General features: G+C 74.2%; 15 protein-coding genes. 11 read left to right on the forward strand and 4 right to left on the reverse strand.

Going from position 1 to position 16,618, the window contains the following annotated elements:
* Positions 1-290 precede the first annotated feature (290 nt).
* On the forward strand, positions 291-2,414 hold the full coding sequence (gene uvrB / locus BLP29_RS17505) for an excinuclease ABC subunit UvrB (protein ID WP_092806882.1): 2,124 nt from the start codon (positions 291-293) through the stop codon (positions 2,412-2,414).
* A 229-nt stretch (positions 2,415-2,643) separates the two neighbouring features.
* Here the strand turns inward: uvrB and BLP29_RS21105 are convergent, their stop codons facing one another.
* The 3 genes from BLP29_RS21105 to BLP29_RS21345 are packed head-to-tail and all read right to left on the reverse strand — an operon-like array spanning position 2,644 to position 4,897.
* The gene (locus tag BLP29_RS21105) at positions 2,644-3,384 is read right to left on the reverse strand and encodes a hypothetical protein (RefSeq protein ID WP_165839429.1); all 741 of its coding nucleotides are present in this window, start codon (positions 3,382-3,384) and stop codon (positions 2,644-2,646) included.
* The gene (locus BLP29_RS17515; protein ID WP_092806884.1) at positions 3,381-3,899 is read right to left on the reverse strand and encodes a CvpA family protein; all 519 of its coding nucleotides are present in this window, start codon (positions 3,897-3,899) and stop codon (positions 3,381-3,383) included. Before BLP29_RS17515 ends, BLP29_RS21105 begins: the two co-directional genes overlap by 4 nt.
* A complete protein-coding gene (locus BLP29_RS21345; RefSeq protein ID WP_092806886.1) occupies positions 3,896-4,897 on the reverse strand; it encodes a hypothetical protein in 1,002 nt (333 codons plus the stop codon). Before BLP29_RS21345 ends, BLP29_RS17515 begins: the two co-directional genes overlap by 4 nt.
* A 135-nt stretch (positions 4,898-5,032) precedes the next feature.
* Between BLP29_RS21345 and BLP29_RS17525 the strand changes: the two genes are divergently transcribed.
* From BLP29_RS17525 to BLP29_RS17540, 4 genes are all read left to right on the forward strand, one after another.
* The gene (locus BLP29_RS17525) at positions 5,033-5,713 is read left to right on the forward strand and encodes a response regulator transcription factor (protein WP_207798570.1); all 681 of its coding nucleotides are present in this window, start codon (positions 5,033-5,035) and stop codon (positions 5,711-5,713) included.
* On the forward strand, positions 5,710-7,080 hold the full coding sequence (locus tag BLP29_RS17530) for a HAMP domain-containing sensor histidine kinase (protein ID WP_092806888.1): 1,371 nt from the start codon (positions 5,710-5,712) through the stop codon (positions 7,078-7,080). Before BLP29_RS17525 ends, BLP29_RS17530 begins: the two co-directional genes overlap by 4 nt.
* A gap of 265 nt (positions 7,081-7,345) precedes the next feature.
* Complete coding sequence (locus BLP29_RS17535; protein WP_243470065.1) at positions 7,346-8,452, forward strand: TerC family protein; 1,107 nt, start codon at positions 7,346-7,348, stop codon at positions 8,450-8,452.
* Between the two features lie 132 nt (positions 8,453-8,584).
* Positions 8,585-9,658 carry a TerC family protein gene (locus tag BLP29_RS17540; protein ID WP_092806892.1) on the forward strand — a complete coding sequence of 358 codons (1,074 nt, stop codon included), beginning with the start codon at positions 8,585-8,587 and terminating at the stop codon, positions 9,656-9,658.
* 15 nt (positions 9,659-9,673) lie between these two features.
* Here the strand turns inward: BLP29_RS17540 and BLP29_RS17545 are convergent, their stop codons facing one another.
* Positions 9,674-10,906 carry a metal-dependent hydrolase family protein gene (locus BLP29_RS17545; RefSeq protein ID WP_092806894.1) on the reverse strand — a complete coding sequence of 411 codons (1,233 nt, stop codon included), beginning with the start codon at positions 10,904-10,906 and terminating at the stop codon, positions 9,674-9,676.
* 58 nt (positions 10,907-10,964) lie between these two features.
* On the opposite strand from BLP29_RS17545, the gene BLP29_RS17550 reads away from it, so the two are divergent.
* The 6 genes from BLP29_RS17550 (at position 10,965) to BLP29_RS17575 (ending at position 16,611) form a co-directional block, all read left to right on the forward strand.
* The gene (locus BLP29_RS17550; RefSeq protein ID WP_092806896.1) at positions 10,965-12,974 is read left to right on the forward strand and encodes a S9 family peptidase; all 2,010 of its coding nucleotides are present in this window, start codon (positions 10,965-10,967) and stop codon (positions 12,972-12,974) included.
* Between the two features lie 85 nt (positions 12,975-13,059).
* Positions 13,060-13,656, forward strand: coding sequence for a DUF4178 domain-containing protein (locus BLP29_RS17555; RefSeq protein ID WP_092806899.1), 597 nt, complete (start codon positions 13,060-13,062; stop codon positions 13,654-13,656).
* Complete coding sequence (locus tag BLP29_RS17560) at positions 13,653-14,159, forward strand: DUF2617 family protein (protein ID WP_092806901.1); 507 nt, start codon at positions 13,653-13,655, stop codon at positions 14,157-14,159. The genes BLP29_RS17555 and BLP29_RS17560 overlap by 4 nt, the downstream gene beginning before the upstream one ends.
* Positions 14,156-14,572 (forward strand): DUF4247 domain-containing protein, encoded by a 417-nt coding sequence (locus BLP29_RS17565; RefSeq protein ID WP_092806903.1) that lies wholly within the window; start codon positions 14,156-14,158, stop codon positions 14,570-14,572. Before BLP29_RS17560 ends, BLP29_RS17565 begins: the two co-directional genes overlap by 4 nt.
* Positions 14,573-14,606: 34 nt before the next feature.
* On the forward strand, positions 14,607-15,050 hold the full coding sequence (locus BLP29_RS17570) for a DUF350 domain-containing protein (RefSeq protein WP_092806905.1): 444 nt from the start codon (positions 14,607-14,609) through the stop codon (positions 15,048-15,050).
* 7 nt (positions 15,051-15,057) lie between these two features.
* Complete coding sequence (locus BLP29_RS17575; RefSeq protein ID WP_092806907.1) at positions 15,058-16,611, forward strand: polyamine aminopropyltransferase; 1,554 nt, start codon at positions 15,058-15,060, stop codon at positions 16,609-16,611.
* Positions 16,612-16,618 lie beyond the last annotated feature (7 nt).

The raw sequence follows: 16,618 nt of genomic DNA on the forward strand, positions 1-16,618 counted from the left end.
GCCCGGCGCCGGTCCGCCGGGTGTGCGGGGCGCAACCGTGGTCGCCGGCCCGCGGACGACGACGCCCCTCGCGGCCGGGGCCGGAGGGGCGTCGTGGACGGCGAGGACGCCGCACCTGCAGGTACGGGGCGACCGGCCGTGCCCGGGTGTGCCGGGCGGTACCGGTGGTCCCCGCTGGCCTGCACGCGCCACGGTAAGGACCCCGTCGCGCGGGCACAAGACCGCAGATCACATCCGTGTAGTTCTCCCTCACCCGGTTCTTGTCGTACCCCCGTCCTACATTCGGGGACGTGAGCACGCAGACCAGCCTCCGGCCGACCCGCGGCACCTTCCAGGTGGTCAGCGAGTTCCAGCCCTCGGGCGACCAGCCGACCGCCATCGCCGAGCTCGCGAAGGCGGTGAGGTCCGGCCAGAAGGACACGGTGCTGCTCGGCGCCACCGGCACCGGCAAGTCGGCCACCACGGCCTGGCTCATCGAGCAGGTGCAGCGGCCCACGCTCGTCATGGCGCCGAACAAGACCCTGGCCGCGCAACTGGCCAACGAGTTCCGCGAGCTGCTGCCCAACAACGCCGTCGAGTACTTCGTCTCCTACTACGACTACTACCAGCCCGAGGCGTACGTCCCCCAGACCGACACCTACATCGAGAAGGACTCCTCGATCAACGAGGAGGTCGAGCGGCTCCGGCACTCGGCCACGCAGAGCCTGCTCACCCGGCGCGACGTCGTGGTGGTCTCGACCGTGTCCTGCATCTACGGCCTGGGCACCCCGCAGGAGTACGTCGACCGGGCGCTCAAGATCGGCGTCGGCGAGGAGCGTGACCGCGACGAGCTGCTGCGCACCCTGGTCACCGAGCAGTACAGCCGCAACGACCTCGCCTTCACCCGCGGCACGTTCCGGGTGCGCGGCGACACCATCGAGGTCTTCCCGGTCTACGAGGAGCTCGCCGTCCGCATCGAGATGTTCGGCGACGAGGTCGAGCGGCTGTACTACCTGCACCCGCTCACCGGTGAGGTGGTCAAGGAGGTCGAGGAGCTCTTCGTCTTCCCGGCCACCCACTACGTCGCCGGCCCCGAGCGCATGGAGCGGGCGATCGGCAGCATCGAGGCCGAGCTCGAGCAGCGGCTGGCCGAGCTCGACAAGCAGGGCAAGCTGCTCGAGGCCCAGCGGCTGCGCATGCGCACCACCTACGACATCGAGATGATGCGCCAGGTCGGGTTCTGCTCGGGGATCGAGAACTACTCCCGGCACATCGACGGCCGCGGCGCCGGCACGGCCGGTGCCTGCCTCATCGACTACTTCCCCGACGACTTCCTGCTGGTCATCGACGAGTCGCACGTGACGGTGCCGCAGATCGGCGGCATGTATGAGGGCGACATGAGCCGCAAGCGCACCCTGGTCGACCACGGGTTCCGGCTGCCCTCGGCGATGGACAACCGCCCGCTGAAGTGGGAGGAGTTCACCGACCGCATCGGCCAGTCCGTGTACCTGTCGGCCACCCCCGGCAACTACGAGCTGGGCCGCACCGGCGGTGAGTTCGTCGAGCAGGTCATCCGCCCCACCGGGCTGGTCGACCCCGAGATCGTCGTCAAGCCGACCAAGGGCCAGATCGACGACCTGGTGCACGAGATCCGCACCCGCACCGAGAAGGACGAGCGCATCCTCGTCACCACGCTCACCAAGAAGATGAGCGAGGACCTCACCGACTACCTGCTCGAGCTGGGCATCAAGGTGCGGTACCTGCACTCCGAGGTCGACACCCTGCGCCGGGTCGAATTGCTGCGCGAGCTGCGGCAGGGCGAGTACGACGTCCTGGTCGGCATCAACCTGCTGCGTGAGGGGCTCGACCTGCCCGAGGTGTCGCTGGTGGCGATCCTCGACGCCGACAAGGAGGGCTTCCTCCGCTCGGGCACGTCGTTGATCCAGACGATCGGTCGCGCCGCCCGCAACGTGTCGGGCCAGGTGCACATGTACGCCGACAAGATCACCCCCTCGATGGCCCTGGCGATCGACGAGACGGCGCGGCGTCGCGAGAAGCAGATCGCCTACAACAAGGAGAAGGGCGTCGACCCGCAGCCGCTGCGCAAGAAGATCGTCGACATCCTCGACGGCATCTACAAGGCCAGCGAGGACGCCGAGAAGGCCACCGAGGAGTTCGGGGGCTCCGGGCGCCAGCAGTCCCGCGGCAAGGCCCCGGTGCCGGGTCTGTCGTCCAAGGCGAAGGGCAAGGCCAAGGCGGGCTCGATCGACGTCGACGGCCTGCCCCGGGCCGCGCTGGCGGACATGATCACCGAGATGAACGACCAGATGCTGGCCGCCGCCCGCGAGCTGCAGTTCGAGGTCGCCGCCCGCCTGCGCGACGAGCTGAACGAGCTCAAGCGCGAGCTGCGCCAGTTCGACCAGGCCCACGCCTGACCCGGTGAGCTGAGGCCGCGTCCGCGGCTGCCGTCGAGGGTCGGACGCCCGCTGTCCGTTCCCGACGTGGGAGCGGCCGCGGGCGTTCACCGCTGCCGCGCGGAGACCTCGGCCGTGGGCTCGCCGGGGGCGCGGTGGACAGCGTGCGCTGAGCGTCGAACGTCCGCGGCCCGTTCCAGGGGTCGGAACGGGCCGCGGACGTTCGACGGTGCTGCGTGGGTGCCGGGTCTCACCCGGGTCCGGGACCGCCTGGGCCGGGGCCGGGGCCGGGGCGACCACCGGGTGGGCCTGCCTGGCCGGCCGGACCGTTCCCCGCGGGCGGCCGTTCGCTCGCCGAGCCGGCCGGGCCGGTGCCGCCGGTCGTGGCATCGGCATCGGCGTCGGCGTCGGCGTCGGCGTCGGCGTCGGCGTCGGCGTCGGCGTCGGCGTCGGTCGAGCCTCCTGGCCCGGCACCGGTGTCGCTGCCTCCGCCGTCCCGGTCGGGGCCGGTCGACGGACCGGCCCCGGCCGAAGGCTCGGCAGGGACGCGGTCGACGCCGCCGCTGTCCTCGCCGCTCCCGCCGTCCACCACGCCCGCCGTGACCGAGCCGGTCGAGCCGGTCGAGCCGGTCGAGCCGGTCGAGCCGGCTGAGCCGTCGTCCAGCCCTGCGCCGAGGGCCACGCCCCCGGCGCCCAGCACGACCGCGGCAGCCAAAGCGGCGGCGGCGAGGACTGCCCTCCGACGACGCGGATCGGCCGTCGAGGTGCGCGACGCCGCCGAGCCGGTGGGTGCCCCTGCCTCCGGGGCGCCGGCCGCACCGCCCTGGCCGCAACCGGCCGGCGGGCCCGCTGTCGGCGAGACGAACTCGGCGGTGGGGTCGTCCCGAACACCCAGTGCCCACGGCCCCACCACGTGGGTGGGCCGGCGGTTGCCCGGGAGCCCGTCCCCGACCGCGGGGAACTCTGCAGTGTCGCCGTCCCGCCAGCTCATCGCGGCCCGCTGACGGCGGGCAGCGGCACACCCGGCGCCTGCGACCGGACGACGTGCAGCGCCTGGTCGGCGGCGGAGGAGGCCCAGCCGCCGAGCTGTGAGTCGCGGGCCGTGGCCAGCCACGGGCCGCCGGTACCGGGGTCCAGCGTGAGCACCGACAGCACCACCCCGAGCAGGACGAAGGCGAGCACGAGGCCGCCCACGGCGCCCGCCGCCCGGTCCAGCACGGTGAGGTGCAGCCGGGCGACCACACCGGCCAGCAGACCGCCCGCCGCTCGGCCCAGCGCGGAGCCCACGGCGGCCACGACCAGCACCCCGAGCACGGTCACGACGACGCGCGTGCCCGCCCCCAGGCCGGCGGTGACCAGCGGCACCAGCGCGGTGCCGACGGCGAGACCCAGCAGCAGCCCGGCGACGGACCCGGCCAGCCGCAGCCCGCCCCGCCGCCAGCCGGCGAGCGCACCGCCGGCCAGCAGCAGCACGAGCACGAGGTCGACCCAGAGGGCGGGGGTCATCGCGGCGCGTGGTCCGACTCGTCGGCGACCACGGTCCGGCCGTCCTCGCCGACGGTGCCGTGCAGGTGCACGTCATCACCCACGGCGGGCACGGCCGGGAGCGCGCCGGCGTCGACGTCCACGCGCAGACCGGGGGTGGTGACCACGGTGAGGTCGGTCCCGTCGACGGCCACGACGGTCCCGTCGAGCGTGGCGTGCACCTCACGGACCGCCAGGGCGGTCCCGTCGGAGACCCGCACCTCGACCCGGTCACCGACCGCGAGGTCGTCCGCGGCGCCCACCTCGCGCGGTGCAGGGGCGTCGGCCGGGGCCGGCACGCCGTTGCCGTCCACGGGGGCCGGCGGGGTGGTGCCGTCCTCGGGGGCGGGCGGGGTGGCGTCGTCTGCGGGGGCGGGTGGGGTGGACCCGTCCGAGGGGGCGGGCGGAGCGGTGCCGTCGGCGGGGGCGGGCGGGGTGGACCCGTCCGCGGGGGCAGGCGGGACGGACCCGTCCGAGGGGGCTGCCGGCCCTGATGCGTCGCCGGGCGCGCCGGGCGCCTCCGGCGCACCGGAGCCGTCTGCGCCCGAGCCGTCAGCGCCCGAGCCGTCAGCACCCGAGCCGCCAGCGCCCGGGGCCCCGGCACCCGGCTCGCCCGCGCGGGGGCCGCCGGCCTCGGGGCCACCTGCGCCGGGGCCACCTGCGCCGGGGCCACCGGCACCCGGGCCACCGGGGCCGCCGAAGCGCGTCTGGTCGGTCAGCGCCACGTCGTGCGAGGTGCCGGTGTCGTCGGTGAGGGTCAGCGAGTCGTCGGAGACGGCGGTGATCGTGCCGACCAGGTGGTCGTCGGCCGGGGCCGGCGCGCCGGTGCCCGAGCCGCCGGGGACGGTGCTCGATCCGGTGTCGGAGCCGGGACCGTCGGCCAGGGCGATGCCACCGCCGAGGAGCACGGCGCCGGCGGCGCCGCCGACGACGGCGGCGGTCCACCGGCGGGAGCGGGTGGTGCGGGCGGAGCTGTTCACGGTTCCTCCTGGTGCACAGGGCCACCTCCGTGCCGGGGTGGCGATGACCCCACCGTGGGCGGCGACCCTGAACCCACCCTGAAGCGGCGGGCTTCTTCAGCGCGGCTTCAGCCACCGCGGTGCACCATCGCTGCCGTGCGCACCGACCGGACCCCCCGCCCCCGCGTGCTGGTCGTGGAGGACGAGGCCGCCATCCGGGACGGCGTGGTCACCGCGCTGGCCGACGAGGGCTGCCTCGTCGAGGGTCGTCGCGACGGCGCGACCCTGGCCGCCGACCTCGAGGGGTTCCGGCCCGACCTGGTGGTGCTCGACGTGATGCTCCCCGGCCGCGACGGGCTCGAGCTGGCCGGTGACGTGCGGCGGGCCGGGGACGCGGGCATCGTCGTCCTCACCGCCCGCGACGCCGTGCCCGACCGGTTGGCCGGGTTCGCCGCCGGCGCCGACGACTACCTGGTCAAGCCCTTCGCGATGGCCGAGCTGGTCGCCCGGGTGCGGGCCGTGCTCAACCGGCGCGGCCGCTGGCCGTCCGCGATCGAGGTGGGCGACCTGGTCGTCGACGAACCCGCGGGCACCGCCACGCGGGCGGGGGCCAGGCTCGACCTCACCGCCACCGAGCTGCGCCTGCTGGCCTACCTGGTCGGCAACCGCGGCCGCACGGTGTCCAAGACGCAGATCCTCACCCAGGTGTGGGGCTACGGGGACTACGACCCCAACCTGGTCGAGGTGCACGTCAGCGCCCTGCGCAGGAAGCTCGAGGCGCACGGCGACCGGCTCGTGCACACCGTCCGCGGCCTGGGCTACACGGTGCGCCCGTGACCGCACCGCACCTGCGCACGGCCTCGCTGCGCCGCCGGCTCAGCCTCTGGGTGCTCGGCCTGCTCGCCGTGCTGCTCGTCGTCCTCGGGGTCACCGTCGACCTCGTGCTCGGGGCGAACCTGCGCAGCGAGCTGCGTGACCGGCTCGCGGACCGGGCCGAGATCGCTGCCGGCCTCGTCGAGCAGGGCCGCTCCGACGCCGAGGTCCTGGAGGCGGTCACCGGCGACACGGTGCAGGCGCAGCTGCAGACCGCCGACGGCGAGGAGGTCGGCAGCATCCCCGACCCGCCCGCGCCCGCCCCGGCGCCCGGACCCGGCGGCCGTCCCGGACCGGCCCCGCCGGCCGGGGCCGTCGTCGACACCGGGGACGCCTACGTGCTGCAGACCGAGCTGTCCGACGGGTCGCGGCTCACCCTGGTGGCCGACCAGTCGCCGATCACCGACGCGGTGACCCAGCTGCGCTGGATCCTCGTGCTGGGCTCGGCGGTCACGTTGCTGCTGGCTGCCGCGCTGGTCAGCGCCACCGTCGGGCTGGGGCTCCGGCCGCTGGACCGCATGACCGCCCTGGCCCGCTCGATCACCTCGGGCGACCGCGGCCGGCGGCTGCGCCCGGACCGTCCGACCACCGAGCTGGGCAGCACCGCCGCGGCCTTCGACGACATGCTCGACGAGCTCGAGGGCGCCGAGCGCGCTGCCCGCCGGGCCGAGGCCGGGATGCGCGACCTGCTGGGCGACGCCGCCCACGAGCTGCGGACCCCGCTGGCCGCCGTCCAGGCCTCGGTGGAGACCGTGCTGCGCACCGACCCCGAGCGGGGACGCCGGGAGGAGCTGCTGGCCGGCGCAGTGCGCGAGCTGCAGCGCTCGGGCCGGCTGGTCGCCGACCTGCTCGACGTCGCCCGCTTCGACAGCGGTGACCCCCCGACCCTGCACCCTCGACCCACCGACCTGCTCGAGCTGGCCCGGGCGAGTGCCCGCCGGGTCGGCGGACCGGTGGAGGTCACCGGGGACGTCGTGCACGCCGCCGTCGACCCCGACCGCGTCGGGCAGGTGCTGGACAACCTGGTGCGCAACGCCGTGCGGGCGGCCGGGCCGAGCGGGCACGTGTGGGTCGACGTCGCGGGGGAGGGGACGACGGCGCTATTGGTGGTCACCGACGACGGTCCCGGGGTGCCAGCCGACCAGCGCGAGCGCATCTTCGACCGGCTGGTCCGGCTGGACGCCGCCCGGGTGCGCGACGGCGGCGCGGGGCTGGGCCTGCCCATCGCCCGGGCGCTGGCCCGAGCGCACGGCGGCGACGTGGTCTGCCTGCCGGCCGAGCGGGGGGCGCGCTTCCGGGTCCAGCTGCCGGTGACGTCGATCACCGGCTGACCCGGGAACCGTGGGGGAGTGGTGCTCGTTCACCCCCACGAGTCGGTCGTGGTGATGGTTGCCGTTTGCACACGGCCTCGATCGCGCACAACCGGCTCGCGTGGAGGGGAGTATCCCCCGCGGCAGCTGTCGTCAGCACGAGGTCGCCATCGGCCTCCGGCACTGCCGGCCGTCCCCCCGGGGGCGGTGGGAGAGACCTCCGGCGTTCTGCACCAGACACCGGAGGAACACGTTGGACGTCCCCTTCTGGGTGTGGGCTGTCACGGTGGCCGCGATCGTCGGAATGATCGTCTTCGACTTCGTCGGCCACGTGCGCACCCCTCACGCCCCCTCGCTCAAGGAGTCGGCCACCTGGTCGGCCATCTACGTGGGCATCGCGATCCTGTTCGGCCTCGGCGTGCTCGTCTTCGCCGGCGGCACCTACGGCGGTGAGTACTTCGCCGGCTACGTGACCGAGAAGGCCCTGTCGGTCGACAACCTGTTCGTGTTCGTGCTGATCATGGCCAGCTTCGGGGTGCCCCGTGAGCTGCAGCAGAAGGTGCTGCTGTTCGGCATCGCGTTCGCCCTGGCCCTGCGCACCGTCTTCATCTTCGTGGGCGCCGCGGCCATCGAGAACTACAGCTGGGTCTTCTACCTCTTCGGCGCCATCCTCATCTACACGGCCGTCGTGCAGGCCCGCAGCGGCGGCCACGACGACGACGAGGAGTACAAGGAGAACGGGGTCCTCAAGCTCGTCCGCAAGGTCATCCCGACCACCGACGAGTACCACTCCGACAGGCTGACGACGAAGATCGACGGCAAGCGGTTCATCACCCCGCTGATGATCGCGCTGATCGCCATCGGCACCGCCGACATCATCTTCGCCGTCGACTCGATCCCGGCGATCTTCGGTCTGACCCAGGAGACGTTCCTGGTGTTCACCGCCAACGCGTTCTCCCTGCTGGGCCTGCGCCAGCTGTTCTTCCTCATCGACGGCCTGCTCGACCGCCTGGTCTACCTGGCCTACGGGCTGGCGGTGATCCTCGGGTTCATCGGCATCAAGCTCGTGATCCACGCGCTGCACACCAACGAGGTGCCGTTCATCAACGGTGGTGAGCACATCACGCTCATCCCGGAGATCCCGACCTGGCTCTCGTTGCTGGTCATCCTGTTCACCCTGGTCGTGACCACGGTGCTCAGCCTGCGGAAGAACAAGAAGGACGCCGCGGCCGGGCACGCCAGCCCGACCGGCCTGGAGGACAAGGGTGCCGGCCGTGACGGTCTGCAGGCCGAGGGTCCGGGCAACCGCGACGGCAGCCCGGCCGGGGCCCGTGGGGACGCCCCCGCCACCGGTCGCACGGCCGGCGTGACGGACGGCCGCTCCGACAGCTGACCGCCAGGACCACCCGAGGGGCCCACCGGACGAGCAGTCCGGTGGGCCCCTCGTCGTGGTGCGGTCGTGTGCGGCGGACACCACTGCCGACCGCACAGCGCCCACAAAGCCGGAGCCGTACTGTGGCCCGACGTGGAGCTCCCGGTCTGGTTCGAAGTCGGCACGTTCATCGCGCTCACGGTCCTGCTGCTCGCCGACCTCGCGCTGGTGGCCCGCCGCCCGCACGAGCCGTCGGTGCGCGAGGCCAGCATCTGGGTGACCTTCTACATCGCGCTCGCCCTGGTGTTCGGGCTCGTGCTGCTGGTGGTCACCAACGGCGACTACGCGACGCAGTTCTACGCCGGTTGGCTCACCGAGTACTCGCTGTCGGTGGACAACCTCTTCGTCTTCGTGATCATCATGGCCCGCTTCAAGGTGCCCAGGAAGCTGCAGCAAGAGGTCCTGATGGTCGGGATCATCATCGCGCTGGTGCTGCGCGGGATCTTCATCCTGCTCGGCGCCGCCGTCATCGAGCGCTTCACCTGGGTCTTCTACATCTTCGGCGCCTTCCTCGTCTACACGGCGATCAACCTGGTGCGCAGCCACGGCCAGGAGGAGGACTACGAGGAGAACGCCCTCATCCGGCGGTTGAAGAAGGTCCTGCCGATGACGGCGGAGTTCCACGAGAACAAGCTGCGGGTGCACCGCGACGGCAAGCGGCTCTGGACGCCGATGATCGTCGTGTTCCTCGCGCTCGGGACGACGGACCTGCTGTTCGCGCTGGACTCGATCCCGGCCATCTTCGGGTTGACCCGCGAGGCGTTCATCGTCTTCACGGCCAACGTCTTCGCCCTCATGGGCCTGCGGCAGCTGTACTTCCTGCTGGGCGGGCTGCTCAAGCGGCTGGTCTACCTGTCCTACGGCCTGGCGGTCATCCTCGCCTTCATCGGCGTCAAGCTGGTGCTCGAGGCGGTGCACGAGAACTCGCTGCCCTTCATCAACGGCGGCCAGCCCATCGAGGCCGTGCCCGAGATCCCGATCTGGCTGTCCCTGGCCGTCATCCTCGGCGTCCTGGTCATCGCCACCGTGGCCTCGCTGCTCAAGACCCGGGGCCAGCTGCCGCCGGCCGAGGGCACCGGGGTCGGCCCCGCGGAGCCGTCGTCCGACGAGCACACCGCCTCCCTCGAGGCCAAAGCCCGCGCGCAGCGGGGCGGCACCGAGCAGTAGCGGACCGGCAGAGGCTCAGGCGGCCGGGTCGGCGACCCGGCCGCCGGCCACCACCCGCTCGCCGTCCTGCCACACCTCGCGGACCCGCCCCGCCAGGCCGGACAGGTCGTCGGGGGCGCCCTCGAGCACCACGACGTCGGCCCGCTTGCCCGGCTCCAGCGAGCCCAGCTCGTCGTCCACCCGCAGCAGCCGTGCCGCCGACAGCGTGGTGGCGTGCCAGACGTCCTCGGTGGACATCCCCCGGTCGGCCATCAGCTGCAGCTCGCCGAGGTTCTCGCCGTGCGGGCCCACCCCGGAGTCGGTGCCCATCGCGATGCGCACCCCGGCCGCGTGCGCCCGCGACACCGACTCGTCGTGCTGCGCCTGCACCGCCACGGCCTTGTCCACGACGGCCTGCGGAAGCGCGGCCCCGGCCGCGACGGCGGCGAGCACGGCCCGGGGCGCGGACAGCGTCGGCACCAGCCACGTGCCGTGCTCGAGCATGAGGTCGACGGCCTCGTCGTCGAGGAAGATGCCGTGCTCGATCGAGCGGACGCCGGCCCGGACGGCGTTCTTGATCCCGTCGGCGCCCTGGGCGTGCGCCATGACGGCCAACCCAGCCGCGTCGGCCTCCTCGACCAGGACGGCGAGCTCGGCGGGCCGGAAGTGCGGGTGCCGGGGATCGTCGCGCGGGGACAGCACGCCGCCGCTGGTCGCCACCTTGAGCACGTCGGCGCCGGCCCGGACCAGGGTGCGCACGGTTCGGCGCACCTCGTCGGGCCCGTCGCAGATGCCGCTGGGGCGTCCGGGGGTGGGCGGCAGCAGCGGGGTCTCGGCCCCGCAGACGTGCCAGTCGTCGGCGTGCCCACCGGTCTGGCTGATCATCGCCAGCGAGATCTGCATCCGGGGACCGCGCACCAGCCCCGAGCGCACCGCCTCGGCGACCCCGAGGTCGGCACCGGCGGCGTCGCGCACCGACGTGATGCCCAGGGCCAGGGTGCGGCGGAGGTTGCGGACCGCCTCGAAGTACACCTGGCTGTAGGGGGTCTGCAGCTGGCGGAGGGTGTCCACCCCGCTCATCAGCACGTGCACGTGGCAGTCGAAGAGGCCCGGCAGCACGGTGGCCCCGGTGCAGTCGACCGCCTCGTCGCCGTCCAGGTCCGGTCCGACGTCGACCACGCGCCCGTCCTGCACCGCCACGTCGGCGGGCGCGGCAGCCGCACCCGTGCCGTCCACGACCAGGCCGCCCACGAACACGCGTCGCGTCATGCCCGCACCCTAGACAGTTAGCACTGCTCATCGACAGTCCTGGGTTAGCGTCTGCGCCATGCGGCCCGCCGACCTCGACCTCCTGCGCGCGCCCGGGGTGGCCACGGTGTCCCCGGACGGCTCCACCGCCGTCGTCGCGGTCACCCGGCTGGACCTCGACGCCGACGAGTACCGCAGCCAGCTGTGGGCGGTCCCCACCGACGCGTCGGCGCCGGCACGACCGCTCACCCACGGCCACCGCGACACGGCCCCCGTCTTCTCGCCGGACGGCCGGTGGTTGGCCTTCCTGGGCGCCGAGAGCGGCGGCACCCCGCAGCTGCACCTGCTGCCCACCGGCGGGGGCGAGGCCCGTCGCCTCACCGACCACCCGCTCGGTGCCGGTGCTCCGGTCTGGGCGCCGGACTCGACCCGGCTGGCCTACACCGCGCGCGTCCCGGAGCCGGGCCGGTACGGCACGGCCGACGACGTCGACGCCGACGCGGAGGCGCCGCGGCTGATCACCACGCTGCACTACCGGTCCGACGACGTCGGCTTCACCACCGACCGCCGCCGGCACGTGTTCGTGCTCGACCTGCCGGGCGCGGACGACGACGTGGTCCCCGTCCCGGAACCGGTGCAGGTGACCTCCGGGGACCACGACGACAGCGACGTCGCCTGGCACCCGGCCGGCACCGAGCTGGTCTTCGTGTCGGCGCGGCACGCCCGGGCCGACCGCGACCTGGTCACCGACCTCTTCGCCTGCCGTCCCGACGGGTCGCACCTGCGCCGGGTCACCGAGTCGCGCGCGGCGTGCTCGGCGCCCACCTACGACCCCGACGACCCGCAGGGCCGCACGATCTACCTCGCAGCCCAGGTCGACCTCGGCCCCGACGGCGTGGACTTCGTCGCGCGCAACACCACCCTGTGCCGGGTCGACGCGGCGGGCGGCCACCCCCAGCCGCTCCTGGACCCCGAGTGGCACGACCTCGGTGCCGACTTCGGCCGGGTCGTGGTGGCCGACGGCGACGCGTTCGTCGCCGTCCAGAAGCAGGGCGCGGTCGAGCTGCTGCGGGTGCCGCTGGCCGGGGGCGAGCCCGAGCCGCTGGTCGACGGCCCCTTCACCACCCGCGGCATCGGCGTGGGCGGCGGGGTCGTCGTGGGCACCGTGGCGCACGACCGCTCCGCCGGTGAGCTGCTGGCCATCACGCCCGGGCGTCGGCGCCTGCTCACCGCGTTCGGCAGCCGGCTGCAGGCCACCGGCCGGCTGCACGCGATGCGCGAGAAGACCGCCACGGCCCCCGACGGCTACCCGGTGCACGGCTGGATCACCACGCCGTCCGGGCCGGGGCCGCACCCGGTGCTGCTCACCGTGCACGGCGGGCCGTACAGCCAGTACGGGTGGTCGCTGCTGGACGAGACCCAGGTGTACGTCGAGGCCGGCTACGCCGTCCTGCAGTGCAACCCCCGCGGCTCGTCGGGCTACGGCCAGGAGCACGGCCGCGTGGTCAAGGAGCACCTGGGCGAGCTCGACGCCGAGGACGTCGTCGCCTTCCTCGACGAGGCGCTGCAGGAACCCGACCTCGACGACACCCGGGTCGGCATCATGGGCGGCTCCTACGGCGGCTACATGACCACGCTGCTGCTCGGTCGCACCCAGCGGTTCGCCGCCGGCATCAGCGAGCGGGCGTTCAACGACCCGGTGAGCTTCGTCGGGTCCAGCGACATCGGGTACTTCTTCGCCGACCAGTACGTCGGCACCGACCCCGAGCGCATCGCGGTGCAGTCGGCACTCGCCGGTGCGCACCGGATCACGACCCCCACCCTGGTGATCCACTCCGAGGAGGACTGGCGCTGCCCGCTCGAGCAGGGCACCCGCCTCTACGTGGAGCTCAAGCGTCGCGGCGTGCACACCGAGCTGCTGCTGTTCCCCGGCGAGGGGCACGAGCTGTCGCGGTCGGGTCGCCCGCGGCACCGCCTGGCCCGGCTGGAGCACGTGCTGCGCTGGTGGGGCCGGTGGCTGCCGACCCCGGGCAACTCGACCGCGGCGGCCCTGCCCGCCGGCTCGGAGCCGGAGCCGACCGCGTCCTGACCGGTGACCTGGGCACCGGCTGTGCGCGGACTCGCCGGGTCCGATACCGTCCCCGGGCGACCGCCGACCGAGGAGGAACTGCCGGGTGACCGAGGCACTGCTGGTCCTGCTGCTCAGCGCCGCCGTGGTGGTCATCGTCGTCCTGGTGCTGCGCGGGCGACGGCCCCGCCGTCCGGCGCCGGGGCGGGTCGACCCGCTGGCCGGCCAGCCCGACACCTGGGACCCGATGCGCATCGGGCCCGGCGACGTCATCGGCTACGCCGGCATCGACCACGTCGTGCGCGGCACGATCACCCTCAGCGAGGGCGGCACGAGCTGGTACGAGCACCTGCTCGACGGCTCCACCGGGCGGCGCTGGCTGACCGTCGAGGACGACGAGGGCGACCTCGAGCTGACCCTGTGGCAGCGGGTCGAGGGCACCCACCTGACCCCCGACGGCGAGGTCGTGGTCGACGACGTCGTGCACCGCCAGCTCGAGCGCGGGCGGGCCAGCTTCACCGCGCAGGGCACCACCGGCACGCCGGCCAGCGGCACCATGGACTACGCCGACTACGCCACCCGCGACAAGGTGGGGCTGCTGGCGTTCGAGCGCTGGGCGCCCACCCAGTCCTGGGAGGTCTCGCGGGGGCGTCGCGTCACCCCCGCCGAGCTCACCGTCTACCACGCCGCGCCCGAGGCATGAGCTCGCTCCAGCTCGCCGTCCCACCCCGCGACGTCGCGGCCGCCACGCTCGGACTGCTCCTCGACGCCCCGGCGCCCGAGGCGCTGGCCACCCTCGAGGTGCCCGGCGAGCACGGCAGCCTCGTGCTCGCCGTCCTCGGTGCCTCGCACGTGGTCACCGCCACGCGCGGCCCGCACCGGCTGACCGAGCAGGTCTCGTGCGACGCCGTGGCCGCCGGCGGGGTCCCGCTGCCCACCCGCACCGACCGGCCCGGCTACCGGTTCACCGCCACCGTCGAGCGCCTCGCGGCGACCGACCTCGCGGCCACCGCGGCCCAGCTGCACGAGGAGTCCGCAGGTCGCCCGGACCGGATCTGCGCCGGTTTCCCGGGCCACCCGGCCGCCGTCACGGCTCTGGCCGGCCGGTCCACGGCCACCGGCTGGGCCTGGCGCACCTGGCACCTCTACCCGGGGGCCACCGCCGGCGAGCTGGTCACCACCGACACCGACTGGAGCCCGGCATGACCCCGCGCCGACGTCCGCTGACCACCCTGCTCGCCGTCCTGCTGGGCGGCGGCGCCGTCCTGACCGGGTGCGGCGCGGGGGACCCGGACGACTTCATCGAGGACACCTACCGCTCGACCGGGCGGGACTCCGACGGCGAGACGTTCACCTCGCCCGACCCGGTCGGCACCACCGCGGCGGACATCGCCGACGCCGTGCCCCCGTCCGCCCGGCAGAGCGACGGCGGCGCCGAGTACCTGCGCTACGACGACGACATCGTGATCGTCTCGGCGGCGGCGACCGGCAGCACCGTGCGGGTCGAGGACGTCGACGGCCGCTACAGCCGCGGTTACTACAGCTACCTGGGCTCCGGGTTCCGGCCCGGCTCCCCGGCGTCCTCCGGGGGCGACGGCGGCCCCGGTGACGGCAAGTGAGCACCCCTCCCACCCCCGAGCGCAGGAGCACCTCGTGACCTTCGGTTCCCTGGACGGCAGCACGCTCGTCGACGGCGTGGTGGCCACGCTGCTGTACTTCGTGGTCGGCGTCGGCGTGCTCGGCCTGGGCTTCCTAGCCCTGGACCTGCTCACACCGGGCAACCTGCGCAGCCAGGTCTATACCCAACGCAAGCCCAACGCGGCCATCCTGCTGGGCGCCAACCACCTGGCCCTGGCCGTCATCGTGACCACGGCGATCATGACCAGCTCGGACTCGCTGCTGCAGGGGCTGGTCGACTCGGCGGTGTACGGCGTCCTCGGGGTGGTCCTGCAGGCGGTTGCGCTGCGGGTGCTCGACGCCTTCGTCCCCGGCCACCTGCGGGCGCTGGTCGACGAGGAGCGCATGAGCGGTGCGGCGTGGGCGGTGGCGGCCAGCCTGCTGGCCATCGGCGTCGTGAACGCCGCTGCGCTTTCCTGACCCGCTGATGGCCGTGCTCGACCGTCCGGCGTCGCGCCGGGCCTGGACCCGACCGCTGCTGCTGGCCGCCGTCGCGGTGTGCGCGGCGTGCGGGCTGGTCTACGAACTGGTGCTGCTGACGCTGTCGGCCAGCCTCGCGGGGGGCGGGATCACGCAGACCTCGCTCATCGTGGCGGGGTTCGTCGCCGCGCTCGGCGTCGGGGCGCTGCTGGTCAAGCCGTTCCTGGGCCGGGCGGCGGTCACCTTCGTCGCCGTGGAGATCGCGCTCGGCGTGGTCGGGGGCCTCTCCGCCGTCACCCTCTACGTGAGCTTCAGCTTCTACGGTGCGGCCAGCCCCGTGCTGGTGGTGGGCACCGCGGTCATCGGCATGCTCGTGGGCGCCGAGGTCCCGCTGCTGATGACCCTCCTGCAGCGCGGCGCCGACCGGGTCGACGCCGAGGGCAGCGGCCGGTTGCTCGCCGACCTCAACGCCGCCGACTACGCCGGCGCGCTGATCGGCGGTCTCGCCTGGCCGTTCCTGCTGCTGCCGCTGGCCGGCCAGGTGCGCGGCGCGGCCGTCGCCGGCATGGTCAACCTGCTGGCCGCCGCCGTCGTCGCGGGGCTGCTGGTGCGCGACCAGCTGGGCCGCCGGGCCCGGCGCGCCTCGGCGGTGGCGCTCCTGCTGGCCGCGGCGCTGCTGGCCACGCTGCTGGTGCAGGCGCGCGACATCGAGCTCGGCGCGCGCCAGCGGCTGTACGACGACCCGGTCGTCGCCGCGGTGCGGTCGGACTACCAGGAGATCGTCGTGACCGAGCGCGGGGACGACGTCCGCCTCTACCTCGACGGTGACCTGCAGTTCTCCAGCGTCGACGAGTACCGGTACACCGAGTCGCTGGTGTTCCCCGTGCTGGCGCGCGACCCGCAGCGGGTGCTGGTGCTCGGGGGCGGGGACGGGCTGGCCGCCCGCGACGTGCTGCGCCACCCCTCGGTCACCGAGGTGGTGCAGGTCGAGCTCGACCCGGCCGTCCTGGAGCTGGCCCGCACCCGGCTGGCCGACCTCAACGAGGGTGCCCTCGACGACCCCCGGGTGCAGGTCGTGGTCGACGACGCGTTCCGGTGGCTGCGCGACCCGCCGTCCGGGCTGTTCGACGCCGTGGTCGTGGACATGCCCGACCCGGACGTGCCGGCGCTCGGGCGGCTGTACTCCACCGAGTTCTACGGCCTCGTGCGCGGCGTGCTGGCCCCCGACGGTCTGGTGGCGGTGCAGGCGGGCAGCCCGTACTCCACGCCCACCGCCTTCTGGCGCACGGTGGCCACCGTCGGCAGCGCCGGGCTGGCCACCACGCCGTACCACGTGGCGGTGCCCAGTTTCGGCGACTGGGGGTTCGTGCTGGCCGGGGCCGGCAGCGCGCCGCCCCCGCTGGCCCTCGCCGCCGACCGGCCCGACCCGCGCTTCCTGGACGACGCGGTGCTGGCCACCGCCGCCGTCTTCCCACCCGACCGCCCACCGCTGGACCTCGCGCCGAGCACGCTGGACCGTCCGCTCGTCGTCGAGGACCTGCGCCAGGGCTACCAGGACTGAGGAGGTC

It is taken from the genome of Klenkia marina (assembly GCF_900101025.1).
GTDB lineage: Bacteria > Actinomycetota > Actinomycetes > Mycobacteriales > Geodermatophilaceae > Klenkia > Klenkia marina.

Coding starts and splice junctions, on each gene's coding strand:
- BLP29_RS17575 (WP_092806907.1), top strand. CDS start 15,058: ATGGCCGTGCTCGACCGTCCGGCGTCGCGCCGGGCCTGGACCCGACCG.
- BLP29_RS17560 (WP_092806901.1), top strand. CDS start 13,653: ATGAGCTCGCTCCAGCTCGCCGTCCCACCCCGCGACGTCGCGGCCGCC.
- BLP29_RS17515 (WP_092806884.1), bottom strand. CDS start 3,899: ATGACCCCCGCCCTCTGGGTCGACCTCGTGCTCGTGCTGCTGCTGGCC.
- BLP29_RS17565 (WP_092806903.1), top strand. CDS start 14,156: ATGACCCCGCGCCGACGTCCGCTGACCACCCTGCTCGCCGTCCTGCTG.
- BLP29_RS17550 (WP_092806896.1), top strand. CDS start 10,965: ATGCGGCCCGCCGACCTCGACCTCCTGCGCGCGCCCGGGGTGGCCACG.
- BLP29_RS17545 (WP_092806894.1), bottom strand. CDS start 10,906: ATGACGCGACGCGTGTTCGTGGGCGGCCTGGTCGTGGACGGCACGGGT.
- BLP29_RS21105 (WP_165839429.1), bottom strand. CDS start 3,384: ATGAGCTGGCGGGACGGCGACACTGCAGAGTTCCCCGCGGTCGGGGAC.